This window comes from Bradyrhizobium sp. BRP22 (assembly GCF_020194175.1).
In the GTDB taxonomy this organism is placed as follows: domain Bacteria; phylum Pseudomonadota; class Alphaproteobacteria; order Rhizobiales; family Xanthobacteraceae; genus Bradyrhizobium.
In genome coordinates this window covers 24,725-49,464 of record NZ_JADYVX010000011.1, presented here as the reverse complement: position 1 = coordinate 49,464, position 24,740 = coordinate 24,725, and the positions used below count along the sequence as shown (strand labels likewise).

Below are 24,740 nucleotides of genomic sequence, written 5' to 3'. Positions count from 1 at the left end.
CAGACGCCCCCGGGTTGCGCTTCGCTTCACCCGGGCTACGACCCTGACCAAGCACTTACGTAACTGGCAAGCCTCACGGAATGATCCGCTCGTCGCGCAGGCGGGCGAACAGATCGAAGAAACTATCGTCGGTCGCTTGGTAATCCAGGAAGCCGAGCTTGCGGCTTTTGCCCATATCGGTGACGACCTCGATTGGACGGCCGAGGTCGGCATCGGTGTGCCAGGCCGAAGCGAGCATGCCGAGATTGGGCTCGGCCAGCCGATATTTGCGCGCGATGTCGGACCAGATCGGACCCGCATCGGCCAATTGCCGCTCCAGCGGAATCCCTTCGCCTGGAAACGGTGCCGGCTTTAGTTCGAACCAGTCGGCCAGCCGCTGCCACATCCAGCTCCAGCGAAACACATCGCCATTGACGACGTTGAACGCTTGATTGCGGGCGGCCGGAGTTGTCGCCGCCCATTCCAGATGACGTGCGAGCAGCCTCGCATCTGTCATATCGGTAAGACCATTCCACTGCATCGCGGAGCCGGGAAACAGGAAGGGACGGCCGGTCTCGCGGCAAACGGCTGCGTAGACAGCGAGCGTCACGCCCATGTTCATCGCATTGCCCACGGCATAGCCGATGATGGTGTGCGGCCGATGGATGCTCCAGCTAAAGCCGTCGCGCTCGGCTGCGGCGAACACTTCGTCCTCCTGGGCATAGTAGAAATTCTCGATATCGAGCCGTGGCTGGTCTTCGCGAAACGGCGTGGCGGGCAGCTTGCCTTTGCCATAGTTTTCGAACGGACCAAGATAGTGCTTCAGCCCGGTCACGAGCGCGACATGCCTGACCGAGCCTGCAGGCGACAACGCGTCGAGCAGGTTGCGCACCATCGCCGAGTTGACCCGGATATTCTCGGCCTCGGTGTTCTGCCGCAACCATGTGCTAAGAAAGACGTCCGTCGGTCTCAACCCTTGCAGCGCCTCGCGAACCGATGCAGGATCGAGCAGGTCCGCCGCTACGGGCTGCACTCCGTCGATATTGGCCGGCGGTCGACGCGCCAGCCCGTAGACTTGCCATCCCTTCCGATGAAGGTGGCGGGCTAGATTATTGCCGACGATGCCGCTCGCACCCACGACCAGCGCTGAACCCGCCATGTTCCAATCTCCTCGAGTCTGGATGAGGAGATAAGACTGCTCGGTGCATCGGCCAGAGCGGCCACGCCGAGCGTAACGGCTTCGTGAGCGAGTCTGGACTACTCCATCACTGCCGCATGATCCGATGATGACTGTGACTGCGACCGCAGCGTCGCCTTGGTCGAGCCGATCATGATCGCAAGCGGGATCGAGGCCAGGATGAACACCATCACGAGCTGGTAGTCGTGGGCGAACGCGATGATCTGCGCCTGCACCGCGACCATCTTGTCCGCCATCGCGCGGCCGGAGTCGGTGTTGAGATTGATCATGCCGGCAACGTTTGGCATCTGCAGCGCGTGGTTGAACGGGTTGATGTGCTCGGACAGCGTCGCATAGATGCGCCGCGAGCCTTCCGTGAGCTGCGCGATCACGATCGAGATGCCGATCGAGCTCGCGACGTTGCGCAGCAGCGTCAGCATCGAGGTTCCGTCGGTCCGCAGGTGATTGGGCAGGGTCAGGAACGCCACGGTCGAGAGCGGCACGAATACCAGGCCGAAGCCAAAGCCCTGGACGATGCTGACGACAACGATCTCGGTCGCGCTGGTCTGGTCGGTCCAGGCGGTCATCACGAACAGCGACGCCGCGGTCAGCGCGAGCCCGGAGATGATCAGCGTGCGCGCCTCGATGAAGCGCATCATGCGCCCGACCAGCATCATTGCCACGAAGGTGCCGCAGCCGCGGCTCGCCAGCAGCACGCCGGCGGTGATGATGGGATAGCCGATCACGTTCTGCAGGTAAGGCGAGGACAGTGCCATGGTCGAGTAGAGCACCAGCCCCATCACGGTCATGAACACGCAGCCGCCGACGAAATTCTTGTCCTTGAACAGCTCGAACTGGATGAAGGGCTTCGACGCGGTGAACGAATGGGCGAAGAAGTAATAGAAGCCGATGCCGCAGATGATGAATTCGGCGATGATCTCGTTGGACTCGAGCCAACCGAGCTGCTCGCCGCGGTCGAGCGCAAGTTGCAGCGAGCCGATCGCGACTGCGAGCGCGCCGAAGCCGAACCAGTCGAAGCGCAGGTTCAAATCCTGCCTGGTCTCGTCCATGAAGATGATGAGGCCGAGCACGGTGATGGCGCCGAACGGCAGGTTGACGAAGAATACCCAGTGCCAGGAATAGGTCTCGGTCAGCCAGGCACCGAGCGAGGGGCCCATGATGGGGCCCATCATCACGCCCATGCCCCAGATCGACATCGCCTTCGCCCGCTCATGCAGCGCGTAGGAGTCGAGCATCACGGCCTGCGACAGCGGCACCAGCGCCGCGCCGAATACGCCCTGCAGCAGGCGGAACAGCACCATCTGGCTGATGTCCTGCGCGAGGCCGCATAGCACCGAAGCAACGGTGAAGCCGGCGGAGCAGATGATGAAGATGCGCTTGCGGCCGAACCGGTTGGCGATCCAGCCCACCGGGGCGGTCATGATCGCGGCCGCCACGATGTAGGACGTCAGCACCCAGTTGATCTGGTCCTGCGACGCCGACAGCGTGCCCTGCATATAGGGCAGCGCGACATTGGCGATGGTGGTGTCCAGCGCCTGCATGACGGTTGCCGTCATGGCGCAGACGGTCACCATGTTGCGGCGCAGGCCGGGCACCATGCTGGGCGAGGGTGTCGCCGTCGACATCGCTCAGGTCAGTCCTGTTCGTGGGTTGCCGCGGCGGAGGACAGGCCGAGCAGGCCGGCCAGCGTGCGGCGATGGTTGGTGTCGATGGTCGCGTAGACGCTCATGCCCGCCTTCAGCTTGCGCACCATCTTGTCGTTGTTGTCGAAATAGATCCGGACCGGCACGCGCTGCACGACCTTGACGAAATTGCCGGTCGCGTTCTGCGGCGGCAGGATCGCAAACTGCGCGCCGGTGCCGGGCGAAAGCGAGCCCACCGTGCCCTTGAACACATGGTTGGGGAAGGCGTCGACCTCGAGCTCGACCGGCTGGCCGACCGCGACATAGGTGAAATCGGATTCCTTCGGATTGGCGTCGACCCAGGGGTTCGCCACGTCGATGATGGAGAACACCGGCGAGCCGGCGGCGACGAAGCGGCCGAGCTGGATCTGCTCGACCTGCGTGGCGGTGCCCGCCATCGGCGCGCGCAGCACGGTGTGGTCGAGATTGCGCTGGGCTTCATCGAGCTTGGCCTTGGCCTGCGCGTAAGGCGGGAATTGCTCGAGCGGTAGGTCGGGATTGCCGAGCAGTTGCGCCCGGGCGCTCGAGATCTGCTGCCTGATCAGCTCGGCCTGCGCGCTCGCGGTGACCAGCGACGTCGCGGCGTTGTCGAGGTCGAGCTGCGAGCCGAAATTGCTCTTGACCAGCGTCTGCTTGCGATCGACGTCGCGCTGCTTCAGGTCGACGCCGCGCTGCGCGAGGTCGAGCATCTGACCGTAGATTTTGATGTTGGCGACGAGGTTATCGTAGTTGGTGCGTGCCTGGTCGAGCGCGCCTTTGGCCTGGTCCACTGCAAGGCGGAACGGCACCGGGTCGATCTCGAACAGCACGTCGCCCTGCTTGACCTGCTGGCCTTCCTTGACCACGACCTTCTCGATCTTGCCGGAGATATCGGGCGTGATCAGCACCTTCTGCGCGCCGACATAGGCGTCATCGGTCGACACGTAGCGGCCACCATTGAGATAGAACGCGACGCCGCCGACCAGCGCCACCAGCGGCACCACGACCAGGAGCAGGAATCGGCGATAGCGCCGCAAGCCCGCCACCAGTCCGCGCGGCTGATCGGTCTTCGGCGACGGCGAGGCCGGATTGTCCCGCTGTTCGGGCGCGAGTTTCAGCACGGGGTCAGCCATAGCGCTGCTCTTTTCTGGGAGTTTCGCCGGCTGGGGTTTGGATAGCATTGCGGACGTTTTCCTTGATCGATTCGAGTTGGGCGAGCAGGCGGTGGGCATCGGCGGGATTGATGCCTTCCAGCGCTGTCGCGGTGAGTTCGGAGCGAAGGCCGGCGAGCTTGGCGAGCAGCGGGCGCGCCGCCTTGCGCAGATAGAGTCGGTTGACTCTGCGGTCGTTTTCGTCGCCGCGGCGTTCGATCCAGCCATTGTCGCAGAGCTTGTCGATCAGCCGCGTCAGCGTGATCGGCTGCACCTCCATCTGCTCGGCAAGCTCCGTCTGCTTCATGCCCTCGTTGCGCTCGACCTTGGCCAGCACCGCCCATTGCGCACGGGTAATTCCGTAGCGCGCAGCCTCCTTGTCCGCGTAGACGCGGATCAACCGAAACAACTCACCGAGCGTGAACATGAAGTTCGCGTCGACTGAACCGGACATCATCCCACTCTCCATAAGCTTGGACTATAATAAGCTAGCTTATGATTTCCGCATGCCCGGTTAACGGAAGGCAGCTCCGCTTCCAGAACATGGCTGGGAAGCCACGGACCCCAGGGCTTTGGGATCGCCGATCGGGCTGCTAAAATGAGACAGATGACGTTGGCAAAACCCACATTTCCCGCTCCCGACCATGATCACGGCCGCTGCACTGCGGAAGGGATCGCGCATGCCGAGGAGGTCTGCGCGCGGCGGTCGCAAAAGTTCACGCCGATCCGCCGTCAGGTGCTCGAGGCGCTATTGTCCAGCCACCGTCCGCTCGGCGCCTATGAGGTGATCGACGAGCTCGCCAAGTCGATGCCGCGGCCGGCGCCGATCACCGTCTACCGCGCGCTCGATTTCCTGATGGAAAACGGCCTCGTCCACCGTATCGAAAGCCGGAACGCGTTTCTGGCCTGCGCCCATGATCACGACGAGACCTCGATGGTGGCCTTCCTGATCTGCGATCGCTGCGGCGCTGTCGGCGAAATCCCGGCGGCGCCCGTGGCACAAAGCCTGAAGGCCGCGGCGCGCGCGGCGGGTTTTGCGCCGAAGCTGTCGGTGGTCGAGATCGCCGGCACTTGCGCGCATTGCCAGAAAGAGGCCCGGGCAATTCTCTGATTGAATTAGAGCCGGAAGCCCCCTGTTCCGGAATTCAACGATAACACGGCGCCAAGCCGGAAACCGAGGAAACATGTCAACGCAAACCATCTCCAGTGCCGCCGCAACCGGGCGCGCGCTCACCCCGGGCGCGGTCGCGATCATGCTGATGCTGTGCGTGAGCTGGGGATTCAACCAGATCGCGGTCAAGCTCGCGCTGCCGGACATTCCGCCGATGCTGCAGGCGATGTTCCGCTCCGCCGGCGCGTTGCCGGTGATGCTGATCGTCGGCTGGCTGCGCGGCGTGAAATTCTTCGAACGTGATGGCACGCTTCTGGCCGGTCTGGTCGCGGGCCTGATGTTCGGCATCGAGTTCGTGCTGATCTTCAGCGGATTGGTGTTCACCTCCGCCTCCCGCGCGGCGGTATTCCTCTATACGGCGCCGTTCTTCGTAGCTCTCGGCTCACATCAGTTTCTCGGCGAGCGGCTCTCCGCTTTGCAGTGGAGCGGGCTTGCCTTGAGCTTTGCCGGCGTTGCGCTCGCGATCGGCGTGCCGCAGCCGGATGTCGATGCGAAAGTGTTGCTGGGCGATCTGATGGTGGTCGGCGGCGGCGCATTATGGGCGGCCACCACCCTGGTCGCCAAGGGAACGGCGCTGCGCAAGGCTGCGCCGGAAAAGGCGCTCGGCTATCAGGTCGCGCTTTCGATTCCAATCCTCGGTATCGCCTCGTGGCTTGCAGGCGAGACCATCAGCCATTTTCCCGGTCCGCTTTCGCTCGCCTTGATGGCGTATCAGGCGATCTGGGTGGTGGGCTGCACCTTCGTGATCTGGTTTGCGATGGTGAAGATGTATTCCGCGAGCAAGCTGTCGGCCTTCACCTTCATCACGCCGCTGTTCGGCGTCGTCGCTGCCTATGTCATCATGCACGATACACTGACGCCGGTGTTCGGCGTCGCCGCGCTGCTGGTGATCGTCGGCCTCTATCTCGTCAACAAGCCAGATCCGAAAGTGACGCCGGATCCCAACGTGCCGGCGTGAACCCAACTGTCATTCCGGGGCGCGACGAAGTCGCGAGCCCGGAATCCATCGGGCCGCATGCGCGAGTCGATAAATGGATTCCGGGCTCGATGCTTCGCATCGCCCCGGAATGACGGGGAGAGAACCCGCGCCTACCCCCGCTCGATCGGCAGCGTCTCGTCCTTCGCCCATTCGCCCATCGATGCATCATAGAGGGTGAGGTTGTCGTAACCGAGCTGATGCAGCTGGAACAGGTCGACGGTGGCGGAAATGCCGCCGCCGCAATAGGCGATCACGCGCTTGTCTTTGCTGATGCCCTGGCTCGCAAATATTGGTTCCGCTTTCGCCGGTGCAACGAACGTCTTCGTTGCCGGATCGAGCAATGTCGCCGCCGGCACATTGACGCTGCCGGGAATGCGTCCCGGCCGGCCATAGCGGCTGGGCTCCAGCCCCAGGTGGAATTGCGGACCCAGTGCATTGACCGTGACGGTGCACTCATCCTCGCTCGCGGCGAGCACATCGTCCTTGCCGACGAAGAATCCCGTGCGCGGTTTCGCGGCGAACGTCGCGCGCGGATAGCCCTTGGCGGGGCCGGTCTCCAGGGGACGGCCTTCCGCCTTCCATTTGTCCAAGCCGCCGTCGAGTACCGAGGCGCCATCGAAGCCCAGGGATCTCAGCATCCACCAGAAGCGCGTCGCCCACATCGGGGTGCCGATCGAATACAGCACCACCCGGCTATCGGGGCCGATCCCGTGGCGGCCGAAGGCGGTTTCGAGCTGCGCCACTCGCGGCATCATGAAGCGCAGTTCCGTGCCGGAGTCGGAGAATTCGCCCTGCAGGTCGAGAAAGTCAGCGCCCGGAATATGGCCGGCCTCGAATGTCTGTTTCCCCGGCACGACGATATAGGGAGTGCTGCTGCCCTCAGGTGCGGGCTCCAGATAGGTTGTGCAGTCGAACAGGCGAAGATCGGGCTGGTGCAGGCTATCGGCAAGTTCCGCTGTGGTGATGAGCCCATTCCGTGTCGCCATCTGCGCCTCCCGCATGGTGTGTTCGCCTCAAGCTATGGCGCGCGGCGCGGGATGAAAAGCCGCCCTCCGATGTCGGCAGACCCTTTAAATCCCTCGAATTTCGGACGATATACCGCTCAGCCGGTCGAACGGCCGCCGGTCTCGCACTCGGTCCCGTTTCAGGCGCAACCCGTTGAATCTCCGTTAGAAAATATGTGATCCAATAAAGCGGAAGTCCGCTTTTGTGCCCCCTTGGTGAATGTCACCAAAACCTGATATTCGAGATGCCATGAACAAGCCCGAACTATTGAGCGATGTCGCCGGCCCGCAGCCCCGGCATCAGACAACCCAGGTCATGGTCGGCCAGGTCGCGGTCGGCGGGGGCGCCCCGATCGTCGTGCAGTCGATGACCAACACCGATACTGCCGACGTCGATGGCACGATTGCACAGGTCGCAGCCCTTTCACGCGCCGGCTCCGAAATGGTCCGCATCACGGTGGACCGCGAGGAAGCCGCCGCCGCCGTCCCCCATATTCGCGACGGTTTGCGCAAGCGCGGCATCAACACGCCCCTGATCGGTGACTTCCACTATATCGGCCACAAGCTGCTCGCCGAATATCCGGCCTGCGCCGAGGCGCTCGACAAATATCGCATCAACCCCGGCAATGTCGGCTTCAAGAACAAGCGCGATTCGCAGTTCGCCGACATCATCGAGATCGCCAACAAGAACAACAAGCCGGTGCGCATCGGCGCGAACTGGGGCTCGCTCGACCAGGAACTCCTGACCAAGCTGATGGACGAGAACACGGCCTCGCCGAATCCGCGCGATGCCCGCGCGGTCACGCGCGAAGCCATGGTGCAGTCGGCGCTGCTCTCGGCCGCCCGCGCCATCGAGCTCGGCATGCCCAAGAACCGCATCATCCTGTCGGCCAAGGTCTCGGCCGTGCAGGACCTGATCGCGGTCTACCAGGAGCTGGCGCGCCGCTCGGATTATGCGATCCATCTCGGCCTCACCGAGGCCGGCATGGGATCGAAGGGCATCGTTGCCTCCTCCGCCGCGCTCGGCATTCTGCTGCAGGGCGGCATCGGCGACACCATCCGCATCTCGCTGACGCCGGAGCCGGGCGGCGACCGCACGCTGGAAGTCCAGGTCGCGCAGGAACTGCTGCAGACCATGGGTTTCCGCACCTTCGTGCCGCTGGTCGCGGCCTGCCCGGGTTGCGGCCGCACCACCTCGACCACGTTCCAGGAATTGGCGCGCTCGATCCAGGATTTCATTCGCGACGAGATGCCGAGCTGGAAGACGAAGTATCCGGGCGTCGAGCAGCTCAACGTCGCGGTCATGGGCTGCATCGTCAACGGCCCCGGTGAATCCAAGCATGCCAATATCGGCATCTCGCTGCCCGGCACCGGCGAAGCGCCAGCCGCGCCTGTCTTCGTCGACGGCAAGAAGTTCCGCACCCTGCGCGGCCCCACCATCGCCACCGACTTCAAGGCGCTGGTGATCGACTACATCGACCAGCGTTACGGCCAGGGTAGCGGCGTGCCGAGCACCGTGACCGCAGCGGAGTAAATTACTCCGCCGAACGAACCGCTGTCGTCCCCGCGATAGCGGGGACCCATAGCCACAGGATTTTATGGTTAGGCCGGCTGTCACGCCGAGTCGTCGCAAAACGCAATCCTGTGGTTAGCGCGGGACAGTGCCCGCAGTCTGTCACGTGCAGAACATCTCGAAGTCGATGCGGATGTCGGCAAGGCTTGTCTCATCCTCATCGATCTGGCTCTGCAATGATGCGATCGCCTGCTTGAGCTGCTCGATGAGCGCCGGATCTGGCGTCGGTTGAGTCTCCGCCTTCTTCAGACTGGCTTCGAGGACGGCGAGCCTTCGCCGCTCGTCGCGGATCCTGATTTCCAGATTTGCGATCATCCGCTTGAACAGAGCGCATCCGCCACGAACGGCGGTTTGGACCTCTGCTTCCGACGTCGCCATGTGACTATCCTTTCCTGAAAGGTGCATGGGCGGTGCGATCGTCGGTACCATTTTTACCTGGAATTGCATGTGATAAAGATCACAATCGATATGTGTGACACGTTGATGCAGCGCGCGTTGACCAGCGCATGCGCTTGCGCCAAGCTTCCGCAAAACCAAAACAAATTCGGAGGACGTCCTATGCTTCGTGCGGAAGACAACAAGTTCCTGACCGAATCGGGTGCAGGGACCGGAATGGGCGAGCTGCTGCGCCGGTTCTGGATTCCGGTGCTGCTCTCGGAGGAGCTGCCGGAGCCTGACAGCGAGCCCAAGAAGATCATCGTGCTCGGCGAGGAGCTGCTTGCCTTCCGCGACTCGCGTGGCGTCGTCGGCGTCATTGATCAATACTGCCCGCATCGCGGCGCCAATCTCTGGCTCGGCCGCAACGAGGAATGCGGCATCCGCTGCGTCTATCATGGCTGGAAGTTCGACACCGACGGCCGCTGCGTCGACATGCCGACCTCCTATCCCGATCTCAACGCCAAGGATCACATCCGTATCAAGTCCTACCCGGTGCGCGAATGGGGCGACATGATCTGGGCCTATATGGGTCCGGCCGATTCCGTGCCGGAATTGCCGGCGCTGGAAATGGCGCTGGTGCCGCCGTCGCATCGTTACGTCAGCAAGAAATGGCAGGACTGCAACTGGGTGCAGGCGCTGGAAGGTTCGATCGACACCGCGCATTTCACCTTTGCGCATCTGTCGTTCGAGAAGGAGGAGAACGAGATCCTCGACATCAAGAAGCATTTCGTCAATCCGCTGGTGCGGGTGGCGACCGAGCACATGCGCTGGATCGCCGAAGACCCGCGGCCGGTGATCAAGATCAACCCGCATGATGCCGGACTGACGATCGCGGGCGGGCGCCTGACCGGCACCGACAACATCTATTGGCGCATCGCCCAGTTCCTGATGCCGCTTCACGCCTATGCGCCGAGCGCGATGCCGGGCGAAAACATCTTCGGCCAGAGCTTCGTGCCGGTCACTGACACCAATTGCTGGATCTACACCTATGCCTGGAATCCGGAGCGGCCGATCACGCAGGCCGAGCGCGACGCCTATGATCGCGGCAATGGCGTGATCGCCGAGGTCGATGAGAACTATGTGCCGCTGCGCAACAAGTGGAACGACTACCTGATCGATCGCAAACTGCAGAAGACCAAGAGCTACACCGGCATCAAGGGCGTCTCCGAGCAGGACGCCGCGGTGCAGGACAGCCAGGGCCCGATCGCCGATCGCACCCGAGAGCATCTCGGGCCGACCGACCTCGGCATCATGCATTTCCGCAAGCTGGTGATGGAGGCAGCCCGCGCGCTGCAGCAGGGCCAAGTCCCGCCGCATGTTGCGCATCAGGATCGTTACACCGTCCGTTCTGGCGCCTGCGTCACCAGCAAGGCGAAGGATCTGGCGGCGGTCATGATCGAGCGTTTCGGCGATCCCGCGGGCTTCGTCGGCGGTCCCGGCCAGAACGCGGCTGCGGAGTAGGGCGTAGCGTGATCCCGGATTGCGCTTCGCTGCATCCGGGCTACGATGCCCCTCGTGTGGCGCCGCAGTCCGGTCATCATGACTTCATTCGTCGTGTTGTCGCTCGTGTCATTCGACGCGACATATGCCGCATGGTCGCGCGGGCATGTCAGGGCCGCAGCGAAGGTCGTGACATCGAAATGCGACCGGTCGAAGTTCAAGGTCATCCTGGATGTCGGCCATACCGCCGAAGCGCGCGGTGCGAGGAGCGCCCGCAACCTTCCGGAATTCGATTTCAATCTGCGCCTCGCGAAACGCATCGAGGACAAGTTGAAGTCGGAAGGCTTTGCCCAAACCAGCCTGCTGGTGACGGACGGACCGGCACGGCCGAGCCTGTTCAAGCGCGCCGCTGCCATCAACGATTCAAGGGCCGATCTGGCCTTGTCGATCCACCATGACTCGGTGCCTGATTCCTTTCTCGAGGAATGGGAGTTCGAGGGAGCGAGGAGCCATTTCAGCGATCGCTTCAACGGCTATTCGGTGTTCGTTTCGCACGACAATCCGAAATTCTGGACCAGCCTGAGGTTTGCCCGGCTGCTCGGCAGGCAAATGAAAGCCCAGGGCCTGCAATATGCCCGCCAATACGCGCAGCCGCTGATGGGGCGTTACCGGCGAAAACTGCTGGACAAGAAGGTCGGGGTCTATCGGTACGACCAGCTCATCGTGCTCGCGCGGACGCGCGTGCCCGCTGTCCTGTTTGAGGCCGGCTCGATCATCAACCGGGACGAAGAGCTGGCGATGGAGTCCACAGAACGGCAGGACATGATCGGCGTGGCCGTGGCCAGTGCGGTAAAGGAATTCTGCGGGTCGCGTTAGAGCGTTTTCGAGCGAAGTGGACACCGGTTCGCGTGAAGAAAACGCGTGAAAACAAGAATCTAGAGCTTCGGTTCTGATTCAATCAGAACCGAAAATGCTCTAGTCCATCCCGCCGCTGCCTACAGCGGCATCTTGCGATATTCGCGGTTTGCGAGGCTCGCCTCTTCGAGGTCGAGATCGCGCTCGATGCGCCGCCGCGTCTCATCGGTGATCTTGCCGTCGCGCAGCAGGGCGTGGATGAACTTGCGCTCGGTCGCGATCAATTCCCGCGTCAGCTCGGTGCCGTTGGCGGAGACGTCGTGCTTGTCCGGATCGAGTGCGGCCGGCAACTGGCTGGTGCGGATGTCGTGGCGCGCCCGCAGCAGCTTCACGACCTCGTCGGAAAGTTCGCGCTCGTCGACGATGGCATCGAGCGAGGCGAGGCCGGCCGCCAGCGCCTCGCGCCGGGCGGCTATTTCGGCTTCATGTTCGGCGACACTCTCCGCGCGGCCATCCTTGGTGATGTTCAGCCATCCCACGACCGTGGGCAGGCTCAGGCCAAATCCCACCAGCGTGATGAAGATGACGCCGAAGGCGACAAACAGGATCATGTCGCGATAAGGGAAGGGATCTCCCTCGGCGAGCGAAAACGGCAGCGCCAGCGCGGCGGCGAGCGACACCGCGCCGCGGACGCCGACGAAGGCGATCGTGAACACCCATTGCCAGGGCGGCGACGGATCGCGCTGCCGCACGCGCTTGCTCAGCATCCGCGGCAGATAAGTTGCGGGAAACACCCAGGCAAAGCGCGCGACGATGATGACCGCCACCACCAGCGCGGTGGTGGAGAGGATGTCGTCGAGCGGAAATGCCTTCGACTTCTCGTAGAGCGAGCGGATCTGGAAGCCGGTGAGCAGGAACAGGACCCCTTCGACCAGGTAGATCAGCAGGTCCCAGAAGAAGATGCCTTGCAGGCGGGTGGCGGAAGGAATCAGCAGCGGGCCGTTCCAGCTCACATAGAGACCGCAGGCGACGGTGGCGATCACGCCGGAGCCGCCAAAGTGCTCCGGCAGCCAATAGGCCACATAGGGCGTGATCAGCGAGAGCGTGATCTCGACCTGCGGATCGCGCGAGCGGTGGCGGGCGCGCAGGCTCAGCCATCCGACCGCGATGCCGAATGCGATCTCGCAGACGACGATGGCGGCAAACTCGACGGTGGCCGTCGGCAGCGAGAATGTGCCGGCGACGATTGCCGCCAGAGCGAAACGATAGAGGATCAGCGCCGTGGCATCATTCGCCAGCCCCTCGCCTTCGAGCACGACCAGGATCCGGCGCGGGATGTGGAGCCGCCGGGCGATCGCAAGCGGCGCGACCACGTCGGGCGGGGCGACGATCGCGCCGAGCAGGAATCCGACGTTCCAGGGCAGCCCGATCAGGTAATGAGTCGCAGTCGCCACCGCCGCCGCCGTGAAGATCACGCAGCCGACGGCGAGCAGCACGATCGGACGAAGGCTGTTCTTGAACTCGCGCCAGCTCATGGCGACCGCCGCCGTGTAGATCAGCGGCGGCAGCACCAACAGCAGCACCAGTTCCGGCGGCAATTCGATGCCGGGCATGCCCGGCACGAAGGCGAGCGCGATGCCGGCCAGCATCAAGAGGATGGCCGGGGCGACGTTGAGGCGCCGCGCCAGCAGCGCCGTGCCTGCCAGTATGGCGAGCAGGATCAGGAAGGTCTGGAATTTGGCTTCCATGGCGGCTCCAATTGGCCCGGAAGCACTGGCGAGGTCAATGCGCGGTGGACGGCTCGTCCGTGCGAGATCGAAAAAAGGCGGCCGTCCGATTCGCCGCTTTGGGCGAGCTTACTCGCGCAGGTCGTATCGATAGGATTTCGAGACGATCTGCCAGCCGTCCGTCAGCTTCATCGCCACCAGATAGTCGGTGAAATAGCGCGGCGGCAACTGGCAGCGGACCTTGATGAAGGCGGTAGAATCATCCGAGCGGTCGATGGTGACAATGAAATCCTCCCGCGGCTTGCCTTCCGCCTTCGCCGACGGCCGCTTGTGGACGCGATCGAGCCAGTCCGGCACGGTCAGGATCTGAAGCTCGCCTTTTTCCACCCAGCGCAAGTCGGCGGAGGGGTGAAACATCGCGCCGAGCTTATTGGCGTCGCCCTCATAGAGCCCGTCGAAATAGTTCTGTACGACGGCTTCGACGGTCGATCGGTCTTGGCTCATGGTTGTTCCTCCCTTTGGGGGCATCCTTTTGACTGGCTTGAATTAAGCCATGAAGTGATGCGTCAGGCTATCGAGGATTTTCCTCGAATCTATGACGGAGACGCCTGTGGTCCAGCCAGAAAAATCGAACGCCCGCGCCCTCCATGGCGAATGCTTCTGCCGGGCCGTGCGCTACAGGGTAGCCGACGAATTCGCCTACGCCTTGAACTGCCACTGCTCGAATTGCCGACGGGCGACGGGTTCGGCGTTCAAGCCGTTCGCCGGCATCGCGCGCGACCGCTTCGAGGTCATCAGCGGCAGCGACCATCTGCTGATCTACGGCGATGACACCACGCACGATGCCCACTGCGGGAGCTGCGGTTCGCTGCTCTATTCGGTGGTTCGCGAAGGCACTTTCGTCCATGTCACCATGGGAACCCTGGTGGATGAGCCCTCGATCCGGCCGAGCGCGCACATCTTCGTAGGCTCCAAGGCGCCGTGGTACGCCATCACCGACGGCCTCCCGCAATATGAGGAGCATGCGCGCTGATCGGACGAGGTAAACGGAACCGACCGCCTGGGATCACGCTTGCGAGCGATCTTGCGGTGAATGCCAAGCTCGTTCGCAGGCCGAACCATCGTTCGTCCCGCGGTACTAAAGCTTATCGGATGATGCCGCCCAGTTCGTGACCTGGCTCACGAACCGCCGCCCCGGCTTCTGATAGGCTTTGCTATCGTGCCACAAAGGGCAGGCTTTTTAGAGGTGCGATAATGAGATCGATTGGATTTTCAGGATTGCATCGGTTCGTTCTGACGCTGTTCCTGCTTCTGACGTGCCAGCCGGCCTTCGCCGAGAAGCGCGTCGCGCTGGTGCTCAGCAATTCCGTCTATCAGAACGTCGCGCCGCTCCCCAATCCCGTCAATGACGGCGCCCTGATCGCGGCGACGCTGAAAGACGCCGGTTTCGACGTGGTGGATTTCCGCCGCGATCTTCCGGCTGTCGAGACCCGCCGGGTGCTCCGCGACTTTGCCGATCGTGCGCGCGATGCCGAGATCGCCGTGGTGTACTATGCCGGCCATGGCATCGAGGTCGATGGCGCCAACTACCTCATTCCGGTCGATGCCCGGCTGGAGCGCGACACCGACGTTTACGACGAGGCATTTTCGCTCGACCGCATCCTGATCGCGATCGAGCCGGCCAAGAAACTGCGGCTCGTCATCCTCGACGCCTGCCGCGACAATCCCTTTGCCAAGACCATGAAGCGCACGGTCGCCTCTCGCGCGATCGGGCAGGGCCTCGCCAAGGTCGAGCCGACCAGCCCGAATGTGCTGATCGCCTATTCCGCCAAGGCCGGCTCCACCGCCGCCGATGGCGACGGCAACAACAGCCCCTTCACCACGGCGCTCTCGAAGCACCTGACGACGCCGGGGCTCGATGTGCGGCGCGCATTCGGCTATGTCCGCGATGACGTCCTGAAGTCGACCAATAACCGCCAGGAGCCCTTCGTCTATGGCTCGCTCGGCGGCGAGGACGTGCCGCTGGTGCCGGCGCCGGCCAAGGCGGCACCGCCAGTCGCCCCCGCGTCGAACCCGCAAGCGGATGTGCGCCGCGACTACGAACTGGCGCTGCAGATCGGCAACAAGAGCGCGCTCAACGCCTTCCTCGCGCAATATCCCGACGGTTTCTATGCGAGCCTGGCCAGGCTCCAGCTCGAGAAGATCGCTGCCGAGGACGCCCGCGTCGCGGCCACGGAGAAGGCGCGGGCGGCGGAGCAGGAGCGTGCCCGGCTTGCCGCCGAAGGTGCCCAAAGGGCCGAACAGGCCAAGGCGGCCGCCGACGCCAAGGCCGCCGAACAGGCGCGTCTCGCCGCCGAAAAGGCCAAGCAGGTCGCGCAGGAGCAGGCGGCGGTCGCTGAGCGAAAGCGGCTCGCGGCCGAAAAGGCTTTGTCCGACAAGATCGCCGCCGATAAGGCCGCCGCCGACAAGGTCGCCGCGGATCAGGCGGCCGCTCCGCCTGCAGCAGCGTCGGCCGACAAGGACAAAGCGGTGAATGTCGCCGCGCTCAGCACCGGTTCACCGCAAGTCGACGTGACCAAATCGGTGCAGACCGAGCTGCGCCGCGTCGGCTGCCTCACCGGCGCGGCCGACGGCGAGTGGAACGCAGCTTCGCAACGGTCGCTCACGCTGTTCAATCGCTATGCCGGAACCAGGCTCGACACCAAGGTGGCCAATGTCGATGCGCTCGATGCCATCAAGCTGAAACCCTCGCGCGTCTGCCCGCTCGTCTGCGAGCATGGCTACAAGGCCGGTGGCGACCGCTGCACCAGGATCGTTTGCGCCGACGGCTCGTTCCTCAACGACGACAATGAGTGCGAGAAGCGGCGCGCCAAGAAGCCGATCGCCAAGCGCGATTCCGACGATGGTCCGGCGCGGCGCGAGCGCGCCGAGCGGCCCAATGTCCGCATTCCCCGGCCGCTCGCCTCTTCGGGCGGCGGTGGCGGAGGCCAGATCGTGTGCGATCGCGGCGGCTGCCGCCCGGTGGCGCGCGGCTGCCACCTCGAATTCCGCACCACCGCGCAAGGCGGCCCGTACGAGGGCGGCGGCGGCAACGTCCAGGTTTGCAATTAGACCATCGTCGTTCCGGGGCAACGCGTTAGCGTTGAACCCGGAACCTCGAGATTCCGGGTTCGCGCCAAGGCGCCCCGGAATGACGGCGGTGTTCAGATCGCGCTTGCCGCGATATTCACCATCAACGCCAATAGCGCCGTGTTGAACACGAAGGAGACGATGCCGTGCACGGTTGCGGTCCGGCGGATGATCCTGTCGGTGATGCCGACATCGGAGACCTGCGCGGTCATGCCAATCACGAACGAGAAGTAGACGAAATCCCAATAGTCGGCCTCGACGCGTTCCTTTCCGCTGGGAAACTGCAGGCCGCCGGCTTCCTTCCCGCGATAATATTCGTGCGCATAATGTAGCGAGAACGCAGTGTGGACCAGCGCCCAGGACAGCACGATCGTGACGATCGCGAGCATCAGCGCTTCCGGGCTGCTCTTGGAGGCGCCGAGCTCGAAGACGATGGCGGCAAGGCTTGCGAAAGCGCCGAGCGCGGTGACAAGCAGGATCAGGAAACGGCCGTCGTCCTGCAGGATCGCGTTGCGGCGAATGTAAGCGATGCTGCATTGGAGCATCATCATGAAGGCGAGGGCGAGATACAGCGCGACGAAGATGTCCCAGCTTACCACGAGCCGCGTCACCGGGCGCGGCGCGTGAGGCATCAGGAAGAACGCGGCGATGCCGACTGCGATCGAGATGAAGATGCGCGGCCGCGAATACACCACGCGGACGGCCTTCGGCAGTTTCCGGAAGCGAACAAGGTGCTCGTCGAATTCCTTGTTCATTTGTTCGCCTTGCTTGCTTTATTTGATTGTAACGGTCAGCCCGCGAACTCGTTCACCTCTCCCGCAAGCCAGGCGGGAGAGGGAGCGCAGCTTTGTCTTGGTCGCTACCCGATCCAATTCTAATTCTTGCGCTCCGCGACGAACCTCGCCGCCGCGCGCAGCACGTCACCCCTTGGTCCGAACACCGACAATGCGGCATCGGCGCGGGCGAGCAGGTCGCGGACGCGCTGCTTGGCGCCCTCGATGCCGAGCTGCGTGACGAAGGTGGTCTTGCCGAGCGCTGCGTCCTGGCCGGTCTGCTTGCCGAGCGCGGCCGCATCGCCCTCGACGTCGAGCAGGTCGTCGGCGATCTGGAAGGCTTCGCCGAGCGCGCGGCCGAAATCGTCGAGCGCCTGATATTCCTTCGCGGAGGACTGGCCGAGGATGGCGCCGGCGATGCAGCCGAAACGCAGCAATGCGCCGGTCTTCATCTGCTGCAGCCGCGCCACGTCCACCGGCTCGCGGTCGCCGAACCGGCCCTCGCCGGCAAGGTCGAGCATCTGCCCGCCAGCCATGCCGCCGACCCCGGCGGCGCGCGACAGCGCCCGGGTCAGTGCCAGCCTGACGCCGGCATCGCGATGGATCTCGTCGCGGGTGATGATGTCGAAGGCGATCGTGAGCAGCGCGTCGCCGGCGAGGATCGCGGTCGCATCGTCATAGGCCTTGTGGAGGGTGGGGCGGCCGCGGCGCAGATCACTGTTGTCCATCGCCGGCAGGTCGTCATGGATCAGGGAGTAGCAGTGGATGCATTCCAGCGCCGCTCCCGCCATCAGCGCGGCGTTGCGCGGCACACCGAACACGGCGGCACTCTCGACCACCAGGAACGGCCGCAGGCGCTTGCCCCCGCCAAGGCTCGAATAACGCATGGCCTCGATCAGCCGTTTCGGGCGGACGATCTCGTCCTGCTCCACGGTATCGGCCAGTAGTTTCGCCAGCAGGGCCTCGGTATCGTCAGCGGTCTGGTCCAGCCGCTTGGCGAATTCTGCAGTACCGGTCGTCATTAAGAATTGCTCCAGGTCGAATTCCGGGGGCGGACAATCGTTGATGGCACCGGCTTCGTCAATTCCGCCCGCCGGCCGGAAGCGCCTTAAAAGCGCTGGAAAAACTGCCAATTGTCACGGAATCTCATCCGAAACCGGCCGATTTTGCCGGCCGCGCCGCCCCGCTTCCAGCCGGAACCTCCAATTTGCGCATTGTCCGGATCCTTTTGCTGCTGCTGGTGGCGGTGCTGCTCCTGCCCTATGTGCTGACGCCGCTCTACCGGACCGGCCACCCGGTCTCGGCGCTGATGGCCTGGCGCACCCTGACGGGCGCGCCGGTCACTCGGCAATGGGTCGATTTCAACGCGATCTCGCCGCATCTTCCGCGCTCGGTGGTGGGATCGGAGGATTCGAGATTCTGCAGCCATCGCGGCATCGACTGGGACGCGCTGCAGGATGCGATCGACGATGCCGAGGACGGCGAGCCAGCCCGCGGCGGCTCGACGATCACCCAGCAGGTCGCCAAGAACCTGTTCCTGTGGCCGGGCCGCAGCGTGGTCCGCAAGGCGCTGGAACTGCCGCTCGCCATGTGGATCGATTTCGTGCTGCCGAAGCAGCGGATCCTGGAAATCTACCTCAACATCGCCGAACTCGGCCCGTCCGGCCAGTTCGGGGCCGAGGCCGGCTCGCAATATGCCTTCGGCCATTCGGCGGCGACGTTGTCGCCGCGCGAGGCCGGGCTGCTCGCGGCGATCCTGCCCAACCCGGTCAGGCGCAGCGCCCGCAATCCCGGCCCCGGCGTCCGCCGTCTCGGCGCCACCTATATGGCCCGCGCCAGCGCGGTCCAGCGCTGCTGGAGCGAAAATCGCGGCTTCTGAGCCGATTTTGGGCGATTTTTGGCCCTGCCAGCCCTAGCTTTACGCCATCCCTTCCTCTATAAGCGCGGCCTTATCGGCATCGCAGCTCGCCTTTCGACGCGCGTCCTTGATTTCGGACGGATGCCTCCGCAACACCCCTAGAGGACCGTTATGGCTGTTCCCAGAAGAAAAACCTCGCCGTCGCGCCGTGGCATGCGCCGCTCGGCGGACGCGCTGAAGAAGCCGACCTATGTCGAGGACAAGGACTCCGGCGAACTGCGTCGCCCGCACCATCTCGACCTCAAGACCGGCATGTACAAGGGCCGGCAGGTCCTGAAGAAGAAAGAGTCCTGATCTCCGCCGGATCGACGACGTCTGGATTCCCGGCTTTGCAGCCTGCAGGGCCGGGATCACAATTGATCGGGCCCGCCTGACATCGGCCAATGAGTGCGATACGTTCGCCTCGGCGCGTAGAGCGTGATCCGGAAGGCATTTCGCTCCTGGTTTCCATCGCTAAGGCCTCGCTCGCATGGTCGGTTTTCCGCTGCTGCTGATTCCGCTCGCCGTCTACAATATCGTCGTCTTCCTGATGCCCGGCGTTTCCTTCGCCGATCCGCTGCTGACGGTGACGCTGATGTCGGGAGCGGAATGGCCGATAACGCTGAGCGATATCCTGCTGGCGCTCGGCATCCTGCTGCTGCTGCTCGAGGTCATCAAGGGCGCGCGGCCCGGCGCCAAATTCGTGATGGATCATCTGCTGTCGCTGATCGTGTTCGGCGCGGCAGCCGCCGAATTCATCCTGTGGCCGAAATTCGGCACTTCGACCTTTGCCCTGCTGACGCTGCTGGCGCTGGTGGATTTCATCTCCGGGATCGCGCTCCGCGCCCGCCGTGCTGCGCCCGCTCCCGCAAGACGGGTGCAGCAAATCGAGCCGGAGCCAGCCCCGCCGCCGCAAGCAGCGCCAGCGCCGCAGCCGGCTGCCGCGCCGGCCCCGCAGCCGGCTCCTCCACCCGCTGCCCCAGCGACTTCAGCGAACACGGTGCCGGCGGCGGCGTCAGTTGCCGAATCAGTGCTGTCGGATCATTCCAAGCCGACGCAGGCGCAACCCGCAGTCGCCTCGCCCGGCCTGCAGCCGGATCGCCATCCGCCCACCGAGCCGGAACAGCGTTGAACGAAGATCAGATGATCTGACGCGTGCGGCGCGCGACGCCGCGCCGCTCCTGCGGTCCGGCGCCATAGGCCGTCCGCGCATCCGCAAGGGTCCCGCGCCGCAGCGGGCCGGTCTCCGGCGCCAGCGCTGCGGCCGCGATCAACTGGGTCACAAAGCCCGCGTCAGGCCGTGGCAGCGGCTGTTTAGAGACGTAGTGCAGGGCTTGAGCTACCGGCACGAGTTCAACCGAGGTGGCCGCGGCGCCGGTCGAAACGTCGCCGTCCAGCACTTGCCTTGATCCGCCGGTGTCCGGCATTGCTGATCCCGCTCGATTGTCACGTTTCGGGACGCTACCATCCCCTCGAAGCTCAACTCGCAAGGTCCATGCCGGTGCACGGGCTTTTGTTCCCCGCAGCGGCAAAACGTGGTTTCCAGATTGTTTATGAACATTACCTAAGGTCTGACCGGAAGCAGAGGCACACTTCAGGCTTGGAATCACTTACCCACTGCCACGTGCGCCCGTCCATAGCCACTTGCAGCCCGCCTGCAGCTTACTTGGCCGTGTCCTGAAACGAGGCGACAGCAGATGCCCTCCATCCCGCCAGCCGCCGACATCCTGGCTTCACTCGGCCAAGTGACCTTTGCCTGGGACATTGCCTCCGATGCGCTCTCCTGGAGCGACAATGTAGCCTCGGTCTTCCCCGATCTGCCGCCGGAGGCGCTTGCAAGCGGCGCAGCATTTTCCAGCGTGATCGAGCCCTCGCGCGCGATCCGGTCCGAGGCGCTCGGGCAACCCGTGCCATTACGCGGCGGCGAGGGCATGCCTTACCGAATAGAATATGGCGTGCGGGCGAGCACCTCCGCGCCAGTCACCTGGATCGAGGAAACCGGCTGCTGGTTTGCCGGAGCCGATGGACGGCCCGTGCGCGCCCAGGGCGTGATCAGGATCGATAATGAGCGTCATGCCCGCGACGAGCAGCTCGTCAAGCTGTCGCGGCACGATCCGCTCACCGGCGAGCTCAACCGCACCCACCTGACCGCCTCGCTCGCCGAGGCCATCGAGGAGTCCGTACGCTTCCGTTCGTCCTGCGCCTTCATGCTGATCGGCATCGACCATCTGGCGCGCATCAACGATGCCTTCGGCTTCGATGTCGCCGACGCCGTGATCGCCGAGATCGCCAAGCGCATCCGCGCGCGCCTGCGCGGCGGCGACGTGCTCGGGCGATTCTCCGGCAACAAGTTCGGGCTGATCCTGCGCAACTGCAGCGTCGACGATGCCAATGTCGCCGCCGAACGTTTTCTCGCGGCCGTGCGCGAGGAGATCGTGCCGACCAAGTCGGGCCCGGTCTCGGTCACGGTGTCGATCGGCGCGGTCAGCGTGCCGCGCCACGCCCGCAATGCCGACGAGGCGATCAACCGCGCCCAGGAGACGCTCGACGCCGCCAAGGGCCGACGCGCCGGCTCGTTCCTGCTGTGGAAGCCGAATGTCGAGCGCGACGCCCAGCGCCGCGTCAACATCCGCGTCACCGACGAGATCGTCACCGCGCTGAACGAGCGGCGCATCGTCGTGGCGTTCGAGCCGGTGGTCGAGGTGCAGTCGCGGCAGCCCGCTTTCTATGAGTGCCTGGTGCGTATGCAGCAGGAGGACGGCCGGGCGCTGTCGGCGCCCGACATCGTGCCGGTTGCCGAGCGTCTCGGCCTGATCCGGCTGGTCGATCATCGCGTGCTCGAGCTTGCGGTGGCCGAGCTTGCCGCTTCGCCAAAGGTTCAGCTCAGCCTCAACATCTCGCCGGACACCACCATGGATCCGGACTGGCTCTCCGGAATCGAGTCGCTGATGGCCGCGCATCCCGGCATCGGCGAGCGGCTGATCGTCGAGATCACCGAGACGGTCGCGATCCGCAATCTCGACGAGGTGCGCGGCTTCGTCGCGCGGTTGAAGAATTTCGGCAGCCGGATCGCGATTGATGACTTCGGCGCCGGCTACACCTCGTTCCGCAACTTGCGCAAGCTCGGCGTCGACATCGTCAAGATCGACGGCGCGTTCGTGCAGAACATCGCGCATTCCGCCGACGACCGCGCCTTCGTGCAGACGCTGCTCGACCTCGCGCGCCGGCTCGGCATTAAGACCGTTGCGGAATGGGTCCAGGATGAAGCCTCCGCGGCGATGCTGCGGGAATGGGGCTGCGACTACATCCAGGGCCGCCTGATCGGATTGGCCTCGCCGAAGCGGCCATGGGACGCGGCGGGCAAGGCGATGCCGGCCGCCGGCTGATCGGTCGTCCACACGAAAGTGGGGACCCGTAGCCGCCGATGCGTGTTGCCAGACACGCAAGCGGATGCACCGCTGACGACGCACCAACGGTCGGGGCGATGGGTCCCGGCTCAAGTCCGGGACGACACGATCACTCTTCCTTTTTCGTCGTGGTCGTCGTCTCGCGCGACATCCGCTCGAGGCGCTCCTGCATCTCCTTCATCTGGCGGCGCAGGTCGTCGATATTGTCTTCATCCGGCGCCGGCTCCGGCACTTTCTCGGGCTCGGGCGTTGCGGTTCCCGTGCGCGGCGGCACGAATGGCTTGAACATGGAGAAGGTCTGCTGGAACAGCTCCATGTTGCGCCGAACTTGTTCCTCGAGCGGCGCAAAGGGAGTTCCGCTCAGCGTGCTTGCGATCTGCTTGCGGAATTTCTCCTGCTCTTTCGTCAGCGTCTCGATCGACTGCTCGAGATATTTCGGCACCACCATCTGCATGCTGTCGCCGTAGAAGCGGATCAACTGCCGAAGGAAAGTGGTCGGCAACAGATTCTGGCCGGCCTTGTTCTCCTGCTCGAAGATGATCTGCGCCAACACCGATCGGGTGATGTCGTCGCCGGTCTTGGCGTCGTAGACGAGGAAATCCTCGCCTTCCTTCACCATCGCGGCGAGATCCTCGAGCGTCACGTAAGTGCTGGTTCCGGTATTATAGAGCCGCCGGTTGGCGTATTTCTTGATCGTCGTAGGGTGTTCTGATTTTGCCATGGGGGCTCACATATCAACACCAAGGGGGACCCTGTGCAGCATTGCTGCAGGGGTGATGCACACGCATCGCAGCAAAGGTAAGCATTTTCAAAGCGGCTCGGCAACGATTTGTGCGGCACGGTTAATTCCAAAGCATAGTTATTGCTCAGGAAAGCTCCAACGGGGTCAATTTAAGTGCGCCGCGGCAGGATTCGGCCGTCTGGCCGATTGACATGCCTCAAGGAGGTTAACAGGATAAGATTGAAAGATAGGCCCGCGTCCGGCCGCCCGCCGCCAAGCTAGCCAAGGCCAAACCTCAAGCTCTTAGGAGATGCCCATGTCAGACGATGTCGTCATCGTCAGCGCCGCCCGCACCCCGGTCGGCAGTTTCAACGGTGCGTTCGCCAACACCCCCGCCCATGATCTCGGCGCCATCGCCATCAAGGCGGCGCTGGAGCGTGCCGGCGTCGAGCCGGGCCGCGTGTCCGAGGTCATCATGGGGCAGATCCTGACCGCGGCGCAGGGCCAGAACCCGGCCCGCCAGGCGTCGATCGCGGCTGGCATCCCCGTGGAAAGCCCGGCCTGGGGCGTCAACCAGCTCTGCGGCTCGGGCCTGCGCTCGGTCGCGCTCGGCTACCAGGCGCTGGTTAACGGCGATTCCGACATCGTGGTCGCCGGCGGCCAAGAATCCATGAGCATGGCCCCGCACGCGCAGCATCTGCGCGGCGGCGTCAAGATGGGCGGCCTCGAGTTCATCGACACCATGATCAAGGATGGCCTGTGGGACGCCTTCAACGGCTACCACATGGGCAACACCGCCGAGAACGTGGCGCGGCAATATCAGATCACCCGCGCCCAGCAGGACGAGTTCGCGGTCTCCTCGCAGCAGAAAGCCGAAGCCGCGCAGAAGGCCGGCCGCTTCAAGGACGAGATCGTCCCCGTCACCATCAAGACCCGCAAGGGCGACGTCGTGGTCGACACCGACGAATATCCGCGCCACGGCGCTACGCTCGACGCCATGGCCAAGCTCAAGCCCGCCTTCGAGAAGGACGGCACGGTGACCGCCGGCAGCGCGTCCGGCATCAATGACGGCGCCGCCGCCGTGGTGCTGATGACGGCAAAGCAGGCGGCCAAGGAAGGCAGGAAGCCGCTGGCGCGCATCGTCTCCTGGGGCCAGGCCGGCGTCGACCCGAAGATCATGGGCACCGGCCCGATTCCCGCCTCCCGCAGCGCACTGAAGAAAGCCGGTTGGAGTGTCGCCGACCTCGACCTGATCGAGGCCAACGAGGCGTTCGCGGCGCAGGCCTGCGCTGTCAACAAGGACCTCGGCTGGGATACGTCCAAGGTCAACGTCAACGGCGGCGCGATCGCGATCGGTCACCCGATCGGCGCGTCCGGCGCCCGCGTCCTTGTGACGCTGCTGCACGAGATGCAGAAGCGCGACGCCAAGAAGGGCCTCGCCACGCTGTGCATCGGCGGCGGCATGGGCATCGCGATGTGCGTTGCACGCGACTGAACAAGAGGCAACATGCCGGGTTGAATGATGAAAAGATCGTCTGTCAACCGCAGTTCAAGCTGATAAGAAAAATGCCCGGTCTCGCGCCGGGCATTTTGCATTTTGCAGAGCACGATTTCGGAAAAGCGGACGCCGGTTTTCC

The 24,740-nt window shown here is 64.1% G+C and carries 24 protein-coding genes; 12 read left to right on the top strand and 12 right to left on the bottom strand.

From position 1 onward, the window contains the following. Positions 1–73: 73 nt before the first annotated feature. The 4 genes from I6F35_RS16475 to I6F35_RS16460 all read right to left on the bottom strand — a co-directional run bounded on the left by I6F35_RS16475 (position 74) and on the right by I6F35_RS16460 (position 4,446). Positions 74–1,138: an SDR family oxidoreductase gene (locus I6F35_RS16475; protein ID WP_225118735.1), complete on the bottom strand. Its 1,065-nt coding sequence runs from the start codon at positions 1,136–1,138 to the stop codon at positions 74–76. Between the two features lie 98 nt (positions 1,139–1,236). Continuing rightward, positions 1,237–2,802, bottom strand: a complete 1,566-nt coding sequence (locus I6F35_RS16470; RefSeq protein ID WP_225118734.1) for an MDR family MFS transporter — start codon at positions 2,800–2,802, stop codon at positions 1,237–1,239. Between the two features lie 8 nt (positions 2,803–2,810). Next, positions 2,811–3,971 carry an HlyD family secretion protein gene (locus tag I6F35_RS16465; protein WP_225118733.1) on the bottom strand — a complete coding sequence of 387 codons (1,161 nt, stop codon included), beginning with the start codon at positions 3,969–3,971 and terminating at the stop codon, positions 2,811–2,813. Beyond that, the gene (locus I6F35_RS16460) at positions 3,964–4,446 is read right to left on the bottom strand and encodes a MarR family transcriptional regulator (protein WP_225118732.1); all 483 of its coding nucleotides are present in this window, start codon (positions 4,444–4,446) and stop codon (positions 3,964–3,966) included. The genes I6F35_RS16465 and I6F35_RS16460 overlap by 8 nt, the downstream gene beginning before the upstream one ends. 150 nt (positions 4,447–4,596) lie before the next feature. Here I6F35_RS16460 and I6F35_RS16455 point away from each other — a divergent pair, with 150 nt between their 5' ends. Both I6F35_RS16455 and I6F35_RS16450 read left to right on the top strand, forming a co-directional pair. Then, positions 4,597–5,100, top strand: coding sequence for a transcriptional repressor (locus I6F35_RS16455; protein ID WP_225118874.1), 504 nt, complete (start codon positions 4,597–4,599; stop codon positions 5,098–5,100). A 73-nt stretch (positions 5,101–5,173) separates the two neighbouring features. Next, on the top strand, positions 5,174–6,118 hold the full coding sequence (locus I6F35_RS16450; RefSeq protein ID WP_225118731.1) for a DMT family transporter: 945 nt from the start codon (positions 5,174–5,176) through the stop codon (positions 6,116–6,118). Between the two features lie 131 nt (positions 6,119–6,249). On the opposite strand, the gene I6F35_RS16445 is transcribed toward I6F35_RS16450, so the two are convergent. After that, positions 6,250–7,125: a sulfurtransferase gene (locus I6F35_RS16445; RefSeq protein WP_225118730.1), complete on the bottom strand. Its 876-nt coding sequence runs from the start codon at positions 7,123–7,125 to the stop codon at positions 6,250–6,252. A gap of 268 nt (positions 7,126–7,393) precedes the next feature. On the opposite strand from I6F35_RS16445, the gene ispG reads away from it, so the two are divergent. Continuing rightward, entirely contained in the window at positions 7,394–8,677 is a 1,284-nt protein-coding gene (gene ispG / locus I6F35_RS16440) for a flavodoxin-dependent (E)-4-hydroxy-3-methylbut-2-enyl-diphosphate synthase (RefSeq protein WP_225118729.1), read from the top strand. Positions 8,678–8,818: 141 nt separating this feature from the next. Here the strand turns inward: ispG and I6F35_RS16435 are convergent, their stop codons facing one another. Then, positions 8,819–9,253, bottom strand: coding sequence for a hypothetical protein (locus I6F35_RS16435; protein ID WP_225118728.1), 435 nt, complete (start codon positions 9,251–9,253; stop codon positions 8,819–8,821). Between the two features lie 21 nt (positions 9,254–9,274). Between I6F35_RS16435 and I6F35_RS16430 the strand changes: the two genes are divergently transcribed. Together I6F35_RS16430 and I6F35_RS16425 are read left to right on the top strand one after the other, a co-directional pair. Next, entirely contained in the window at positions 9,275–10,615 is a 1,341-nt protein-coding gene (locus tag I6F35_RS16430; RefSeq protein ID WP_225118727.1) for a Rieske 2Fe-2S domain-containing protein, read from the top strand. 78 nt (positions 10,616–10,693) lie between these two features. Further along, positions 10,694–11,470 carry an N-acetylmuramoyl-L-alanine amidase gene (locus tag I6F35_RS16425; RefSeq protein WP_225118726.1) on the top strand — a complete coding sequence of 259 codons (777 nt, stop codon included), beginning with the start codon at positions 10,694–10,696 and terminating at the stop codon, positions 11,468–11,470. A 119-nt stretch (positions 11,471–11,589) separates the two neighbouring features. Here the strand turns inward: I6F35_RS16425 and I6F35_RS16420 are convergent, their stop codons facing one another. Next, entirely contained in the window at positions 11,590–13,197 is a 1,608-nt protein-coding gene (locus I6F35_RS16420; protein ID WP_225118725.1) for a Na+/H+ antiporter, read from the bottom strand. A 108-nt stretch (positions 13,198–13,305) separates the two neighbouring features. Continuing rightward, entirely contained in the window at positions 13,306–13,680 is a 375-nt protein-coding gene (locus I6F35_RS16415) for a nuclear transport factor 2 family protein (protein ID WP_225118724.1), read from the bottom strand. A 106-nt stretch (positions 13,681–13,786) separates the two neighbouring features. Here I6F35_RS16415 and I6F35_RS16410 point away from each other — a divergent pair, with 106 nt between their 5' ends. Together I6F35_RS16410 and I6F35_RS16405 are read left to right on the top strand one after the other, a co-directional pair. Next, complete coding sequence (locus I6F35_RS16410; RefSeq protein ID WP_225118723.1) at positions 13,787–14,209, top strand: GFA family protein; 423 nt, start codon at positions 13,787–13,789, stop codon at positions 14,207–14,209. 221 nt (positions 14,210–14,430) lie between these two features. Continuing rightward, a complete protein-coding gene (locus I6F35_RS16405) occupies positions 14,431–16,287 on the top strand; it encodes a caspase family protein (protein WP_225118722.1) in 1,857 nt (618 codons plus the stop codon). 92 nt (positions 16,288–16,379) lie between these two features. Here I6F35_RS16405 and I6F35_RS16400 read toward each other — a convergent pair whose 3' ends face one another. Continuing rightward, complete coding sequence (locus tag I6F35_RS16400) at positions 16,380–17,060, bottom strand: DUF1345 domain-containing protein (protein WP_225118721.1); 681 nt, start codon at positions 17,058–17,060, stop codon at positions 16,380–16,382. A gap of 119 nt (positions 17,061–17,179) precedes the next feature. After that, positions 17,180–18,100 (bottom strand): polyprenyl synthetase family protein, encoded by a 921-nt coding sequence (locus I6F35_RS16395; protein WP_225118720.1) that lies wholly within the window; start codon positions 18,098–18,100, stop codon positions 17,180–17,182. Positions 18,101–18,285: 185 nt separating this feature from the next. Between I6F35_RS16395 and mtgA the strand changes: the two genes are divergently transcribed. From mtgA to I6F35_RS16380, 3 genes are all read left to right on the top strand, one after another. Continuing rightward, positions 18,286–18,957, top strand: a complete 672-nt coding sequence (gene mtgA, locus I6F35_RS16390; RefSeq protein WP_225118719.1) for a monofunctional biosynthetic peptidoglycan transglycosylase — start codon at positions 18,286–18,288, stop codon at positions 18,955–18,957. Between the two features lie 150 nt (positions 18,958–19,107). Further along, positions 19,108–19,290, top strand: coding sequence for a 50S ribosomal protein L32 (gene rpmF, locus I6F35_RS16385; RefSeq protein ID WP_024509484.1), 183 nt, complete (start codon positions 19,108–19,110; stop codon positions 19,288–19,290). Positions 19,291–19,465: 175 nt separating this feature from the next. Continuing rightward, positions 19,466–20,107 carry a hypothetical protein gene (locus I6F35_RS16380; RefSeq protein WP_225118718.1) on the top strand — a complete coding sequence of 214 codons (642 nt, stop codon included), beginning with the start codon at positions 19,466–19,468 and terminating at the stop codon, positions 20,105–20,107. Positions 20,108–20,114: 7 nt separating this feature from the next. Here I6F35_RS16380 and I6F35_RS16375 read toward each other — a convergent pair whose 3' ends face one another. Then, the gene (locus I6F35_RS16375; protein WP_225118717.1) at positions 20,115–20,402 is read right to left on the bottom strand and encodes a hypothetical protein; all 288 of its coding nucleotides are present in this window, start codon (positions 20,400–20,402) and stop codon (positions 20,115–20,117) included. Positions 20,403–20,672: 270 nt separating this feature from the next. On the opposite strand from I6F35_RS16375, the gene I6F35_RS16370 reads away from it, so the two are divergent. Continuing rightward, positions 20,673–22,361 carry a bifunctional diguanylate cyclase/phosphodiesterase gene (locus I6F35_RS16370; protein WP_225118716.1) on the top strand — a complete coding sequence of 563 codons (1,689 nt, stop codon included), beginning with the start codon at positions 20,673–20,675 and terminating at the stop codon, positions 22,359–22,361. Between the two features lie 130 nt (positions 22,362–22,491). Here the strand turns inward: I6F35_RS16370 and phaR are convergent, their stop codons facing one another. Continuing rightward, complete coding sequence (phaR, locus tag I6F35_RS16365) at positions 22,492–23,103, bottom strand: polyhydroxyalkanoate synthesis repressor PhaR (protein WP_225118715.1); 612 nt, start codon at positions 23,101–23,103, stop codon at positions 22,492–22,494. A gap of 316 nt (positions 23,104–23,419) precedes the next feature. Between phaR and I6F35_RS16360 the strand changes: the two genes are divergently transcribed. Beyond that, complete coding sequence (locus tag I6F35_RS16360; protein WP_225118714.1) at positions 23,420–24,598, top strand: acetyl-CoA C-acetyltransferase; 1,179 nt, start codon at positions 23,420–23,422, stop codon at positions 24,596–24,598. Positions 24,599–24,740: the final 142 nt, after the last annotated feature.

What these genes read in the sequence shown, in the direction of transcription:
- I6F35_RS16475 (WP_225118735.1), bottom strand. Translation starts at nt 1,138, where the DNA reads ATGGCGGGTTCAGCGCTGGTCGTGGGTGCGAGCGGCATCGTCGGCAAT.
- I6F35_RS16470 (WP_225118734.1), bottom strand. Translation starts at nt 2,802, where the DNA reads ATGTCGACGGCGACACCCTCGCCCAGCATGGTGCCCGGCCTGCGCCGC.
- I6F35_RS16465 (WP_225118733.1), bottom strand. Translation starts at nt 3,971, where the DNA reads ATGGCTGACCCCGTGCTGAAACTCGCGCCCGAACAGCGGGACAATCCG.
- I6F35_RS16460 (WP_225118732.1), bottom strand. Translation starts at nt 4,446, where the DNA reads ATGATGTCCGGTTCAGTCGACGCGAACTTCATGTTCACGCTCGGTGAG.
- I6F35_RS16455 (WP_225118874.1), top strand. Translation starts at nt 4,597, where the DNA reads ATGACGTTGGCAAAACCCACATTTCCCGCTCCCGACCATGATCACGGC.
- I6F35_RS16450 (WP_225118731.1), top strand. Translation starts at nt 5,174, where the DNA reads ATGTCAACGCAAACCATCTCCAGTGCCGCCGCAACCGGGCGCGCGCTC.
- I6F35_RS16445 (WP_225118730.1), bottom strand. Translation starts at nt 7,125, where the DNA reads ATGGCGACACGGAATGGGCTCATCACCACAGCGGAACTTGCCGATAGC.
- ispG (WP_225118729.1), top strand. Translation starts at nt 7,394, where the DNA reads ATGAACAAGCCCGAACTATTGAGCGATGTCGCCGGCCCGCAGCCCCGG.
- I6F35_RS16430 (WP_225118727.1), top strand. Translation starts at nt 9,275, where the DNA reads ATGCTTCGTGCGGAAGACAACAAGTTCCTGACCGAATCGGGTGCAGGG.
- I6F35_RS16425 (WP_225118726.1), top strand. Translation starts at nt 10,694, where the DNA reads ATGACTTCATTCGTCGTGTTGTCGCTCGTGTCATTCGACGCGACATAT.
- I6F35_RS16420 (WP_225118725.1), bottom strand. Translation starts at nt 13,197, where the DNA reads ATGGAAGCCAAATTCCAGACCTTCCTGATCCTGCTCGCCATACTGGCA.
- I6F35_RS16415 (WP_225118724.1), bottom strand. Translation starts at nt 13,680, where the DNA reads ATGAGCCAAGACCGATCGACCGTCGAAGCCGTCGTACAGAACTATTTC.
- I6F35_RS16405 (WP_225118722.1), top strand. Translation starts at nt 14,431, where the DNA reads ATGAGATCGATTGGATTTTCAGGATTGCATCGGTTCGTTCTGACGCTG.
- I6F35_RS16400 (WP_225118721.1), bottom strand. Translation starts at nt 17,060, where the DNA reads ATGAACAAGGAATTCGACGAGCACCTTGTTCGCTTCCGGAAACTGCCG.
- I6F35_RS16395 (WP_225118720.1), bottom strand. Translation starts at nt 18,100, where the DNA reads ATGACGACCGGTACTGCAGAATTCGCCAAGCGGCTGGACCAGACCGCT.
- rpmF (WP_024509484.1), top strand. Translation starts at nt 19,108, where the DNA reads ATGGCTGTTCCCAGAAGAAAAACCTCGCCGTCGCGCCGTGGCATGCGC.
- I6F35_RS16380 (WP_225118718.1), top strand. Translation starts at nt 19,466, where the DNA reads ATGGTCGGTTTTCCGCTGCTGCTGATTCCGCTCGCCGTCTACAATATC.
- I6F35_RS16375 (WP_225118717.1), bottom strand. Translation starts at nt 20,402, where the DNA reads ATGCCGGACACCGGCGGATCAAGGCAAGTGCTGGACGGCGACGTTTCG.
- I6F35_RS16370 (WP_225118716.1), top strand. Translation starts at nt 20,673, where the DNA reads ATGCCCTCCATCCCGCCAGCCGCCGACATCCTGGCTTCACTCGGCCAA.
- phaR (WP_225118715.1), bottom strand. Translation starts at nt 23,103, where the DNA reads ATGGCAAAATCAGAACACCCTACGACGATCAAGAAATACGCCAACCGG.
- I6F35_RS16360 (WP_225118714.1), top strand. Translation starts at nt 23,420, where the DNA reads ATGTCAGACGATGTCGTCATCGTCAGCGCCGCCCGCACCCCGGTCGGC.